This is a genomic window from Mesorhizobium sp. ESP-6-4, from assembly GCF_020164735.1.
GTDB lineage: Bacteria > Pseudomonadota > Alphaproteobacteria > Rhizobiales > Rhizobiaceae > Mesorhizobium.
This window is the reverse complement of sequence record NZ_JAIUGS010000002.1, coordinates 197136-209361: the sequence shown is the minus strand read 5'-3', so window position 1 is coordinate 209361 and position 12226 is coordinate 197136. Positions and strand designations below refer to the sequence as shown.

The 12226-nt window shown below is 65.2% G+C and carries 10 protein-coding genes; 5 read left to right on the top strand and 5 right to left on the bottom strand.

Annotated features, from left to right (window positions below; translation table 11 throughout):
* Positions 1–29 precede the first annotated feature (29 nt).
* The 5 genes from fba (at position 30) to LB523_RS04735 (ending at position 4634) form a co-directional block, all read left to right on the top strand.
* Positions 30–1094 carry a class II fructose-bisphosphate aldolase gene (gene fba, locus LB523_RS04755; RefSeq protein ID WP_224601161.1) on the top strand — a complete coding sequence of 355 codons (1065 nt, stop codon included), beginning with the start codon at positions 30–32 and terminating at the stop codon, positions 1092–1094.
* Positions 1095–1239: 145 nt separating this feature from the next.
* Positions 1240–1398 carry a peptide ABC transporter permease gene (locus LB523_RS04750; RefSeq protein ID WP_140634712.1) on the top strand — a complete coding sequence of 53 codons (159 nt, stop codon included), beginning with the start codon at positions 1240–1242 and terminating at the stop codon, positions 1396–1398.
* A gap of 131 nt (positions 1399–1529) precedes the next feature.
* A complete protein-coding gene (locus tag LB523_RS04745) occupies positions 1530–2231 on the top strand; it encodes an MgtC/SapB family protein (RefSeq protein ID WP_224601159.1) in 702 nt (233 codons plus the stop codon).
* A 101-nt stretch (positions 2232–2332) separates the two neighbouring features.
* Entirely contained in the window at positions 2333–4333 is a 2001-nt protein-coding gene (locus LB523_RS04740) for a protein-L-isoaspartate(D-aspartate) O-methyltransferase (RefSeq protein WP_224601157.1), read from the top strand.
* A 100-nt stretch (positions 4334–4433) separates the two neighbouring features.
* The gene (locus LB523_RS04735; RefSeq protein ID WP_095768799.1) at positions 4434–4634 is read left to right on the top strand and encodes a hypothetical protein; all 201 of its coding nucleotides are present in this window, start codon (positions 4434–4436) and stop codon (positions 4632–4634) included.
* Positions 4635–4656: 22 nt separating this feature from the next.
* Here LB523_RS04735 and LB523_RS04730 read toward each other — a convergent pair whose 3' ends face one another.
* Genes LB523_RS04730 through LB523_RS04710 form a run of 5 tightly spaced genes read right to left on the bottom strand, consistent with a single transcriptional unit; the run spans position 4657 to position 12052 of the window.
* Positions 4657–5892 (bottom strand): VWA domain-containing protein, encoded by a 1236-nt coding sequence (locus LB523_RS04730; RefSeq protein ID WP_224601155.1) that lies wholly within the window; start codon positions 5890–5892, stop codon positions 4657–4659.
* Positions 5885–8143 (bottom strand): DUF5682 family protein, encoded by a 2259-nt coding sequence (locus LB523_RS04725; RefSeq protein ID WP_224601153.1) that lies wholly within the window; start codon positions 8141–8143, stop codon positions 5885–5887. Before LB523_RS04725 ends, LB523_RS04730 begins: the two co-directional genes overlap by 8 nt.
* 3 nt (positions 8144–8146) lie before the next feature.
* Positions 8147–9226 carry an ATP-binding protein gene (locus tag LB523_RS04720; RefSeq protein ID WP_224601151.1) on the bottom strand — a complete coding sequence of 360 codons (1080 nt, stop codon included), beginning with the start codon at positions 9224–9226 and terminating at the stop codon, positions 8147–8149.
* Positions 9227–9245: 19 nt separating this feature from the next.
* The gene (locus LB523_RS04715; protein ID WP_224601149.1) at positions 9246–10685 is read right to left on the bottom strand and encodes a DUF5691 domain-containing protein; all 1440 of its coding nucleotides are present in this window, start codon (positions 10683–10685) and stop codon (positions 9246–9248) included.
* Complete coding sequence (locus tag LB523_RS04710) at positions 10682–12052, bottom strand: SWIM zinc finger family protein (protein ID WP_224601781.1); 1371 nt, start codon at positions 12050–12052, stop codon at positions 10682–10684. The genes LB523_RS04715 and LB523_RS04710 overlap by 4 nt, the downstream gene beginning before the upstream one ends.
* Positions 12053–12226: the final 174 nt, after the last annotated feature.

Below are 12226 nucleotides of genomic sequence, written 5' to 3'. Positions count from 1 at the left end.
GGCTCGAACCAGATACGGGAGACTATTCGTTGGCTCGCATCACACTGAGACAATTGCTCGACCATGCCGCCGAACATGGCTATGGCGTGCCTGCCTTCAACATGAACAATATGGAACAGGGCCTCGCCATCATGGAGGCGGCGGAGGAGACCAAGTCGCCGGTCATCCTGCAGGCCAGCCGCGGCGCGCGCGCCTATGCCAATGACGTGGTGCTGGCCAAGCTGATCGACGCGCTGGTCGAGATCCATCCCGACATCCCGGTCTGCATGCATCTCGACCACGGCAACAACGAAGCGACCTGCGTCACCGCGATCCAGTACGGTTTCACCTCGGTGATGATGGACGGCTCCCTGAAGGAGGACGGCAAGTCGCCGGCCGACTACGCCTATAATTCCGGCATCACGCGGCGCGTCGTCGACATGGCGCATTGGGGCGGCGTCTCGGTGGAAGGCGAGATCGGCGTGCTGGGTTCGCTGGAGAGCGGCGGCGGCGAGCAGGAAGACGGCCACGGCGTCGAAGGCGCGATCAGCCACGACCAGTTGCTGACCGATCCGGTGCAGGCCGAGCAGTTCGTGCGCGACACGCATGTCGACGCGCTGGCCGTCGCCATGGGCACCAGCCACGGCGCCTATAAATTCTCGCGCAAGCCGGACGGCGCGGTGCTGGCGATGAACGTGATCGAGGAGATCCATCGCCGCCTGCCCAACATGCATCTGGTCATGCACGGCTCGTCGTCGGTGCCGGAGGAACTGCAGGAGATCATCAACAAATATGGCGGCCAGATGAAGCCGACCTGGGGCGTGCCGGTGGAGGAGATCCAGCGCGGCATCAAGCATGGCGTGCGCAAGATCAACATCGACACCGACAACCGCATGGCGCTGACCGGCGCGATCCGCAAGGTGCTGACCGAGAACCCCAGCGAGTTCGATCCGCGCAAATATCTGACGCCGGCCATGGCCGCGATGAAGAAGCTCTGCAAGGAGCGCTTCGAGCAGTTCGGCACCGCCGGCAACGCCTCGAAGATCAAGCCGATCCCGCTGCCCGACATGGCCAAGCGCTACAAATCGGGCAGCCTCGACCCGAAATTCGGCTGAGCCAACTTTCCCGCGGCCGGTTTTCGGCCGGTCGCGGTAGCCGGCCCTGCCCTCGCCTCAGCATCCGCGTGGCGGAACTTCATGCCGGCCAAAACGGTTCCTGCTCTGACGCCTCCTGTGCCCGCTCACAGGGAAGGAGACAACCATGAGCAAGGACCGCGACAGCGAAGGTCCGGTGTTTTCGGGGCAGGACGCGCGACAGGGCGAAATCATCCTGCGCACGCGCACCCGTCGCATCATCTTCATAGCCGGACTGGTCGGCATCGTCGTGCTGGCGCTGGTGCTGAGCATTGCCGTCCGGTGACGGCGTTTCGCGCATGATAGAGTAGCGGCCAGGGAACCATCCGCGGCCAAGCCTAGTTGAGCATTCCAGACGCAACGGAGGGCGCGCTTAGGCTGCCCCGACGGACCATGCTCACGGCGCTTTGCTGCGACATGCCGCTTCATCCGACCTGGCCGGACCTCGTCGCGCGGCTGCTGGTCACGGTGCTTGCAGGCTTCCTCATTGGCCTGAACCGCGAGGCCCGCGGTCATTCCGCCGGGTTGCGGACGACCATCCTGGTCGGCCTTGCGGCCTGCGTCGCAATGGTCCAGGCCAACATGCTGCTCGGTGTCTCGGGCAAAGGACCGGACTCCTTCGTGCGCATGGATGTGATGCGTCTTGCCCTCGGCGTGCTCACCGGTGTCGGCTTCATCGGCGGCGGCGCTATCTTGCGGCGCGGCGATCTGGTCACCGGCGTCACCACCGCCGCCACGATGTGGATCATGACCATGATCGGCCTTGCCTTCGGCGGCGGTCAGTACGGCCTCGGCGCGATCGCAACCGTGCTGACGCTGGTGACACTGCAGGCGCTGAAATGGGTCGACCTCAAGATCCGGCGCGATCACAAGGCAATCCTTTCGGTCTCCTGGCCGAAAAACGCGCCGCCCGACCTCCAGGAAATGGTGCGGCCGCTTGGCTACAGTGCCCGCTTCGTCGGCATGGAGCACGACGCAGACCGTGAGCGCTTTGTTTATTCCTTCAACATTCTGTGGAAGCAGCCCGACGCTATTCCACCTTCGACCGACGTGCTGACGCTTGTCGGCGAGCATTGCGCGGTCGAGCGCTTCGAGGTGATCAGCGAGAAGCCGTTCTAGTGTCGTAACGGAGGATGCTTGAAATCGTCCCGGACATGAAACTTTCCCGCCCGCAGATGGTTCTGGGCAAGATGGTACTTGTCCATGATCGGTAGGCATTGATGGCCGAACTTTCTCTGACGCGCGGCCGGATGGTCGATGTCCAGATCGCCCAGCGTGGAATTCATGACCGCCGGGTTCTGGAGGCCATGCGGGAGGTTCCACGCGAGGTCTTTGTCGACCCCGATTTCGAGGAATTCGCCTATGAGGACACCCCTCTGCCGATCGGCAAGGGTCAGACGATCTCGCAACCCTTCATGGTCGCCTACATGATCGAAGCCGCTGAGATCGATCCTGGCGACCGCGTTCTCGAGGTTGGGACGGGCTCGGGCTACGCGGCGGCGGTGATGAGTCGTGTTGCGGCCCGCGTCTACACGATAGAGCGCCATGCGATGCTCGCCGAAATCGCCCGGCAGCGGTTCGAACGCCTCGGTTACGACAATATCGAGGTTCGCGCCGGCGACGGCACCAAGGGATGGAGCGACGCCGCTCCGTTCGATGCCATATTGGTGGCCGCAGCCGGTCCCGGCGCGCCGCTGGCGCTTCAGGAACAGCTCGATGTCGGTGGCCGTCTGGTGATCCCCGTCGGCAAGGAGGTCGACGACCAGCGGCTGCTGAAGGTCACCCGAACCGGCGCAACGACCTACGAGGAGGAAGACCTCGGTGGCGTGCAGTTCGTTCCGCTCATCGGCGAACAAGGCTGGGCGGAATGGCCTCGATATGGAGCCGATCGACCGGCTGTGGTCACGCCGCAGCCGCGCGAAAGAAGCCTGCCGGAGATGATCGCGGCCGCCGCCGAGCCGCTGCCGGATTTCGAAGACCCGGCCTTCGGCGATCTGTTCGACCGCTTCGCGGACCGGCGTGTTGTCCTTCTCGGCGAGGCCAGTCACGGCACCTCCGAATTCTACAAGGCGCGCGGCGCGATCACGCGTCGGCTCATCGAAAAGCATGGCTTCAGCATCGTCGCGGTTGAAGCGGACTGGCCGGATGCTGCGGCCATTGACCGCCATGTACGCCATCGGCCGCCGCGCGCGGCCGCAGAGCCGCCGTTCCAGCGCTTTCCCACATGGATGTGGCGCAACACCGATGTCGACGCATTCGTCGGCTGGATGCGGGATCACAATGGAGGCCTCGACGATGTAAACCGCCGGGCCGGCTTTTACGGTCTCGACATCTACAATATGAGCGCGTCGATTGCGGCCGTCCTGCGCTATCTCGACCAGATCGATCCGGAAGCCGCCGCCGCTGCGCGGCAACGCTATGGCTGCCTGACCCCGTGGCAGAAAGAGCCTTCCACATACGGGCGCGCCGTGCTCACCGCCGGCTATCGCAAATGCGAACAAGCCGTGCTGGAGCAATGTCAGGAGCTGCTTGCAAGACAGCTCGACTACGCTCGACAAGACGGCGCCGACTTTCTCGATGCCACGCAGAACGCAAGGCTGATCGCAGCCGCTGAACGCTACTATCGCATCATGTATTACGGCGGGGCGGAATCCTGGAATCTCCGCGACACGCACATGTTCGAGACGCTGGAGCATCTACTGGATGCGCGCGGCTCGGAGTCAAAGGCCGTCGTCTGGGCCCACAACTCGCATATCGGCGATGCCCGTTTCACCGAGATGGGAACGATCAGGCAGGAGTTGAACATCGGCCAGCTCTGCCGCGAGCGCTTTGGCGACCAAGTGGCGCTGATCGGCTTCGGCACCCATTCCGGAACCGTGGCCGCCGCTTCCGATTGGGACGATCCGATGCAGGTCATGCGGGTGCGCCCTTCGCATGTGGACAGCTACGAACGGCTCTGCCACGACAGCGGGGTGTCGCGGTTCCTGCTCGATATGGACCGCGACGCCGCACTGAGACATCGCCTGCTGGAGCGGCGGCTGGAGCGCTTCATCGGCGTGATCTACAGGCCCGAAACCGAACTGCGCAGCCACTATGCCGATGCCTCGCTGCCGAGGCAGTTCGACGCCTTCGTCTGGTTCGACAAGACGAAAGCGGTGACGCCGCTTGGGCCGGAGCATGCCAGGACCGGTGTACCCGAAACCTATCCGTTCGGACTTTGACGAAGTCGGAGTTTCGAAACGGAGCGGCGGCCAAACGCGCTCGGAACATTCGCTTCGGCCAATCAGTTCCTCATCCAGCAAATCTTGGAAGGAGCCTGCCATGAGCACCAAGCATCTCAAATCGCGCAAACCGAGCGACGCCGATCTGGAAAACAATCCAGGCATCGGAACGTCAAAGGGCAGCATCAAGGAAGGCGATGATCTCGAGCTCGGCGAGAACACGACCGAAGGCGACGTCGAGAACGACACAACGGCCAGCGGCGGCATCAATCCGCGGCAAAAAATGCGCACGAACAAATAGAGTCTAAAGCCAGGCGAGTGCCTCACGCATCCGTTTTTGGCTCTTCCGCGTCGGCACGAACGAGCTTGATGTCGGCCCCTGCCGCCCAGGCGCCGATGTCCTCGCGGCGCAGCGCCGCCGCCATCATGTCGGGGAAGTGATCCGGCGTGCAGGCAAAGACCGGAATGCCCAGCGCCGCGACCGAGCCGGCCATGGAAGGGTCGTAGCCGGGGCGGCCCTGGTCGGTAAGCGCGAGCAGCACGACCACGTTGACGCCCGACCGCACCAGCGTCGCCAGCCTTTGCAGAAGCTCCTTGCCGTTGCCGCCCTCGTAGAGATCGGTGATCAAGACGAAATGCGCCTTGGTCGGCCGCTCGATGCGCTCGGCGCAATAGGCGACGGCTTGGTTGATATCGGTGCCGCCGCCGAGCTGGACACCGAACAGCACCTCGACCGGATCGCTGAGCTCTTCGGTCAAATCGACGATCACGGTGTCGAAACATACGAGCTTGGTGCGCACGACCGGCAGTGATGCCATCACGGCGGCAAAAATCGAGGCGTAGATGACCGAGCTTGCCATCGAGCCGGACTGGTCGACGCAGAGCGTCACCTCGTCGAGATCGACCAGCCGCCGCTGGCGGCGCATGAAGCCGACCAGCTTTTCCGGCACGACGGTCTTGTGGTCCGGCTGGTAGTGGCGAAGGTTCGCCGTAATGGTGCGCGGCCAGTCTATGTCGCGCTGGCGCGGGCGGTTGGTGCGCCGCGACTTATCGAGCGCGCCACGGATCGCCTCCGCGGTCTTCTGCTCCAGACGCTGCATCAGCTTCGCGACAATATCGGTGATGATCGAGCGCGCGATGTCCTTGGTCTTGTCCGGCATTGCCGAGCGCAGCGAGATCAGGTCGGCGACGAGATTGACGTCGGCCTCGATCGCCTTGAGGAATTCCGGCTCCATCAGCATCTGCTTGAGGTTCAGCCGCTCGAAGGCGTCCTTCTGCACGACCTGCACGACCTGCTCGGGGAAGAAGGAGCGGATGTCGCCCATCCATTGAGCGACGCGCGGCGCCGAGCGGCCAAGCCCGCCGCGCCGCTTACGCGGATCGCCGGCGGTGTCGCCGCTGCCGTCGCCATAGAGCGCGTCGAGCGCCGCAGACAGCCGCCGATCCTCGGCCGAGAGCGCCGACGATATCTCCTCGTCGGCGCCGATCGCCAGCCGCCAGCGACGCTCCCGATTGCCCAGCGTCTGATCGAGCTCCGGCCCAGTCGCTTCGTCAGCCATGGCGGGGCTCCCCTGCGAGCAGCTTTCCAAGAAGGGCAAAATGCCGGCGCCAAGCCTCGCCGCCGTCCGGTGCCGGCGTCAGCCCGGTGGGCAGGCTCGCTCTCTTGCCAAGCACGGCCTCGATCAGGCGCCGGCGCTCCATGCTGTCGAGGCTGGAAAAGACGCGGCGCAGCAGCGGCAGATGCGCCACGAAAGCCTCCTCGTCGAGCGAGGCCAACCAGGCATCGACGGCGCCGCGCAACCCCTCGTCGTAGATCAGCCTCTGGCCGGCGCCGCTGAAAAAGCCTTCGAAGAATGCCGCGGCATCGGCAACGGGCGTTCCCGGCGACAGACGCTTTGCGAGCAGATTGGCGGTTGCTTCGGCGGAGAGCCGGCCGTGCTCGTAGAGCAGATGCGCGGCGCAACCGGCGACGAGCGCCGTCGAGCGCGATGAATCGAGCACGGCAGCCAGACCGTTGCGCCAGGCCTCCAGGACATGCTCGTCCGGCTCGACCAGCCTGATCGCCTCGTCGGCCTTGCGCAACGCGGCCATCAATGCCGCGGCGGCCTGCGCGTCGAGGTCGCGCGCCGCATAAGGCAGCGCGATCGATCCTTCGATGATCAACCGTTCCAAGAGGCCGGCGAGGCGTTCGGTCTCGGTCTTGCGGGCCTCGCCGTAGCGGATGATGTCGGCCAGCGGCGGCACCGAGGCCAGCAGCTCCAGGCACTCGCTGCTGTGCGCCGCCTTTTCCTCCAGCGCCGCGAGCCCGGCGGCGGACGCCTCGCTCAGCCCCGCCGTGATCGCGTTTTGCACGAGTGTGGCAAGCGTATCCAGTGTCGCGGCCGCGCCGATCATCTGGATCAGGCGGCCATTGGCGGCCTTCTCGATGGTCGGCCCATAGACCAGGTTCTCGACCAGGCGAACCGCATATTCCGGTTGCCAGGCCAGCATCCAGCGCTCGCGGAACGTGCCGCGACTGCGGCCGACATCCGTCAGCCTGCCCCAGTTGACGCCAAGCACATTCAGCCGGTGCAGCAATGTCGAGCGGAAGAGCCCGCTCTCGCTGCGCAGGTCTACGGAAAGTTCCCGCTCAAGGGCCTCGGGCTTCAGCCGGGCCGCCTTCTGGTTGCGCTGCAGATCATCGATCAGTGGGGCAAGCGGCGTGTCGGGTGGAATCTCGCCGACATCGGCGCCGAGCAGCAGCTCGGCCTCGACCATCTTCCACAGCAAAGCCTCGCCGTTGAAGAGCGCTGAGACCGAGGCGTCGCGCAGTTCCTCGAAGCCGGGCTTCGGCCTGTCGCGGATGGCGGCGAGCGCGCGAGCCAAGCGTTCTGCCTCGATCAGAGAGGCCGTGGAAACCATATGGCCCTTACCCCTAAGCACCGCGGCGATCCGCGCCAGCCAAAGGACCGAAGCATCATCGCGCCCGCGCGTCGCCCACAGATGCTTGCACCAGCCGGGAGCGACGACGCCGGCGCCATAGCCATAGCCCAGCGCCAGGCGCGGTCCGGTCCATGGCGCGAAGGTCATCGTGGTCTTGCGTCGGCCGATGCCCTTGAGCAGCGCCTGATCGCTCTTTTGCGTGTGCGCCGCTTGCAGGGCGGGTACATGCCAGGCGCCGCAGACGACGGCCAACGGTCCATCGAATTCCTTTCGCGCGGCGGCGATCTCGAGACGCATATGCGCCTCGCGCATCGCCTCAAAGTTGCCGATCGCGCCCTCGCCGTCGCGCAGCGTCGTCATCGCGTTGGCAATGGCGGCGAAGATCGGGCCGGGTGCAGGATTCTGCTCGATGATATCCGACCACCAGCTCTCGCCGTCCTCGTAGCCGGCGGCGCGCGCCAGGGTGCCGATCGGATCTCGGATGCGTTCGGCCTCCTCGCCCTGCTCTTCCGTCGCCTCCGCTTCGGCCCCATCGGCGTCCGTCGCACTTTCAGCCGCCTTCTCGGCCAGCCGCGCCGCCGACGGCAGGTCGATGAAGCGAAGCGCCGCTTTGTTGGCTACGGCCCACAGCGCCGCTTGGTACTCGGGCGAGAATTCGGCAAAGGGCCAGAAGCTCGTTGCCGCGGGATCATCTTCGGGATAGCAGAGCAGCGCCACCGGCGGCTTCATGTCGGGGCTGGCGAGCAGCGGCAGCAGCGGCGTGGCATCCACCGGCCCCTCGATCAGCACGGCGACGGGCCGCAATTCCTGCAACGCCTTGACCAGGCTCTCGGCGGAGCCCGGCCCGTGATGGCGAATGCCGAAATAGCTGATGCCGCCCTCAGTCATCGCTCAGATGGCCGCGTTGAGCGCCGCGTAATAGCCGGCATAGTCCGGCCGCTTCTTGAGCACCGTCTCCAGATATTCCTCCAGCACCACCTTGTCTTGCACCGGATCCTTGACGATGGCGCCGACGAGGCTCGAGGCAAGGCCCGCGGCATGAAGCTTGCCGTCGTCGAACCAGGCCGCCTGACTGAGGCCGCCGACCATCGTGGCGATCGCCTCGGCGGTGGACAGCGAGCCCGACGGCGTCTTCAGCGTCACCTTGCCGTCGGCGGTGGCGCCCGAGCGCAGCTCACGGAAGATGGTGAGCACGCGGGCGATCTCCTCGCCGACATTCTTCGGCACCGGCAGGTCAAGCCCGCCGGCCATCTCGCCGACGCGCCGGGAGACGATGGAGACTTCCTCGTTCATGTCCTCAGGCAAGGGCAGCACCACGACATTGAAGCGACGCTTCAGTGCCGAGGAGAGCTCGTTGACGCCCTTGTCGCGGTTGTTGGCCGTGGCGATGATGTTGAAGCCGCGCTGCGCATAAATCGAAGTGTTCAATTCCGGCACCGGCATCATCTTTTCCGAGAGCACGGTGATCAGCGTGTCCTGGACGTCGGAGCCCATGCGCGTCAACTCTTCCAGGCGACAGAGCTTGCCGTCCTGCATGGCGCGGTAGAGCGGGGTCGGCACAAGCGCCTCCTGGCTCGGGCCCTTGGCCAGCAGCTGGGCATAGTTCCAGCCATAGCGGATCTGGTTCTCGTCGGTACCGGCGGTGCATTGCACGACCAGCGTCGAGTTTCCCATGATGGCGCCGGCGAGATGTTCCGACACCCAGGATTTCGCCGTCCCGGGAACGCCGAGCAGAAGCAGCGCCCGGTCGGTAGCCAAAGTGGCGACCGCCGTTTCCATCAATTGCCGGCGGCCGACATATTTCGGCGAAATCACCGTGCCGTCGCTGGCCTTGCCGCCCATCAGATAGGTGAGCACTGCTTTGGGCGAGAGGCTCCAGCCGGCAGGCTTCTGACGGTTGTCGCCGCGCGCCAGCGCCTGCAGTTCGGACGCATAGATTTCTTCGACCGGAAGGCGGATGGCTGCATTCATGCGATCGTCTCCAGTTTGATCATCTGTGGGATTGGTTCTGGGCAAGCGCCGCGTTGAGCCGCAGCAGACCGAGCGATGGCGATGCGGGCGGCAAGCCTGCGGCAACGACCTCGCCGATCAATTTTTCCGCCGTCGCCGCCGTGGCGAGAAAGCCCATGGTTTCGAGATACTGCTCGGCGCTTCGTTTCATGATGTCGTTGTCACCCGAGACGGCGGCACGCAGCGCCGAAAGCGTCTTGCCGCTTGTGAGGTCGCCCCATTCCAGCCAGCCTGCTTCCGCGCCTTCGACTAGGGTGAGCGCGGCCAGATTTTGCGCGTCATTCAGGATCTGCCTGATCAGGAGACGTTTCCTGCCGCCGTCCAAACGCAACATGAGCTGGAGGACGAGAAGCGCCAACCTGCCGCCGGCGGCGACGAGCAGGTCCGCCAAACAAGCCACCGCCGCATCGCCGCCGGACGCCGAGACCATTCGAACGAGAAAGAGGTCGGCATTATCATCGACGCCAAACTGCCATGACCCGATGAAATCGGACTCCGTCTTGCCGAAGCGGGCGACAAGATCGCCGAAATAGCAGGACGCGAACAAGTCGGTGCGACGTGCCTGTTGCGCGGGCGACTTGATTTTTATCGGCGCATAGGTGGTGCGGCGCCGGATGAAGCCGGACTTGCCTTCCTCGATGAAAGCGGCGAGCTCGGCTATCGGATTCTCCGGCCCGCCATCAGTTGGATTGCCACGTTCGCCCAACCTTGCCAGGAGCCGGCCGGCCATTTCGCGCACTTTGCCGGAGCGATCGGCAGACAAGCTCTTCAGAAACGGAACGTCATCGGCACCAAGGCCGAAACGCAGGAGTTCGACAAGTGGAAGCCTGACCTCTGCCGGTTCGCTTGCCCCTTTGGTCTCGATGAGAGTCCGCGCCAAGGCAGGCATGGTGCGCCGTAAATCAATCAAGGCAATACGGCGCGCGGCGGGATAGAAGTCGTCCCAGGTTTCCGCCGTCAGTTGCTCGCGGCCGGACCGTTTTTCGCCCTCGGCGCCTGCCTGCCAGTCGATCCAGGGCGCATAGACATCAGGGCTTTCCTGATCCGTCACAGCGGGCATCCAGTCCATCGGATGCAGCACGAAGCCTCGGCTGGCGACGAGCGTGGCCACGCGGGTCTTGAGCCGCGCATCGGCTGCATATTTCAGTGCGGCACGCAGCGACGGCCGCAGCCGTTCGGGAAGCATCGGCAAGGCCAGCAATGGCAGTGGCGGACGGCGTTTCAAGGTTTTCGGCGCCGCCGGGCGAAGCGCGACATCCAGCGCCTGCGCGGCAATGGCCAGCAGCCGCCGCTCCTGCTCGTCCGGGCTGGCCGCCGCTGCGACTTCCTTCCATTCGGCGGGAGCAAATTCGAAAGCAGCGCCGCCGGAAATCCAGCCGTCGCGGAGCCTCGCCAGCCCTGCCTGATCGAGCTCGTTCACGACAGGTCGAGCCTCCCCACGCTGCTTTGCGAAGCCAGAAGCTCGAGCCTCACGCCGTTCCAGAGCGCGGCCGTCGCCGCGAGATCGAGACCGAGCAAGGTTTGATTGACCGAACCCGCGACAGGCAAGGCAATGCCATGCGGATCGTTCGCCGCCTGCCACCAGGCGCCGTCCCTTTCGTCCAGCGCGATCGCGCCGGCCGGCAGGATGAGCGGGCAATCGGACAACCAAGGCGTTTTGTCCTGGAATACGGAATAAGCGGCGAGCGGATCGGTCTCGGCGCCGCCGGCGAACGCCGGCCATGCGCCAGGCGACGCGTCGCCCAGCCGCTCCGCGACCAGCGCCCTGAGCGGATTGCGGGATGGGTAGAACACCAGCCTCGCCTTGAAGCGGTCCCCGGCGGCAAAAGCGCCGGAGCGCCGCCCCGCTGATGCCGGGAAGAAATCGAGCAGGAGTGCAAATCGTGGAGTTGGACTCCTGAGATCGAGCAACCAGGTGGCGTGGCTCACAAGGCCGTCGCGCCGCGTCTCGATCTTTTCGCCAAGCACCTCCCAGTCGCTCTCGACCCGGACGGCATCGGGGTTGGCGAGGATCTGGTCGCGCGTCTCCGACGTCGAGACCAGGCGCTTCAATTCGGCATCGTCGGGCGCGGCACGCCAGGCCTTGCCGAGCAGCACCAGCTTGCCGAGCTCGCGGATCGCGGCGTCCGGGCGCTCCTCGCCGCGCAGCGCCATCAGCCGCGCCGGCAACTCGTCGATGCGCCCGGCGAGCGTCGTCGCCTTCAGATCGACAAGACGCGCCGCGATGCGGCGGCAGCGTTCACTGCTGGCGCCGACAAAGCCGGCGAGACCGAGCCGAAGCTGATCGGCGATCCATTGGTCGAGCTCATCGAGCGCCGCAGAAACCGCGCTGCGCGTGTCCTCGGCCCGCTTGCGCTGCGCGGCCTCGCGGCGTTCGGCGGCAGCAGCGTCCTCAACAGGAGCGGTCTCTTCCGGCCGCGATGCCTCGTCGATGCTTTTGCCTTCCGCGCGCGCGGGCGCTTGCGCCGGCGGCTGTCCTGGCTTGCGGCGCCGGCCGAGCCAGTCGTTCACCCAGTCGGGCGTCTGGTCGACACGCGCGAAGCTGTCGGGCGCCGTGGCACCGATCCACGCCAACGCTAGTATGTGCTTGCACGGAAATTTTCGCGACGGACACGTGCATTTATAGCCGTGATCGGAGGTGTCGAATGCGACCCGGTACGGGTTGGATCCTGAGCCCTGGCATTCGCCCCAGATGAGCGGAAGCTGTTCATGTGCTTGAAGCCTAGGCCAGTTCGACCGCCTGGTCAGCTTGGCCGCGGCGCCAAGCGAAGCCTGATCGGGGGCCAATGCCTCGATTGTCTTCAAATCCAGCTGCAAGCCGCGCGCCTCTCACCACCCCGAAGCAATGACGTCGCAACGATTGATAGCCGTTTGCGGCGCGCCGGTGTAGCTCCAGCCGCCGTAAAATTTGAGAACCTGTCTAACGTTCCGTTGCTCTCCTGACAGTGCCGGTCAGGTCAT

Excerpts from the sequence above, each read along its gene's own strand:
- LB523_RS04725 (WP_224601153.1), bottom strand. The coding sequence starts at position 8,143 with ATGACTGAGGGCGGCATCAGCTATTTCGGCATTCGCCATCACGGGCCG.
- LB523_RS04750 (WP_140634712.1), top strand. The coding sequence starts at position 1,240 with ATGAGCAAGGACCGCGACAGCGAAGGTCCGGTGTTTTCGGGGCAGGAC.
- LB523_RS04740 (WP_224601157.1), top strand. The coding sequence starts at position 2,333 with ATGGCCGAACTTTCTCTGACGCGCGGCCGGATGGTCGATGTCCAGATC.
- LB523_RS04735 (WP_095768799.1), top strand. The coding sequence starts at position 4,434 with ATGAGCACCAAGCATCTCAAATCGCGCAAACCGAGCGACGCCGATCTG.
- LB523_RS04745 (WP_224601159.1), top strand. The coding sequence starts at position 1,530 with ATGCCGCTTCATCCGACCTGGCCGGACCTCGTCGCGCGGCTGCTGGTC.
- LB523_RS04730 (WP_224601155.1), bottom strand. The coding sequence starts at position 5,892 with ATGGCTGACGAAGCGACTGGGCCGGAGCTCGATCAGACGCTGGGCAAT.
- LB523_RS04720 (WP_224601151.1), bottom strand. The coding sequence starts at position 9,226 with ATGAATGCAGCCATCCGCCTTCCGGTCGAAGAAATCTATGCGTCCGAA.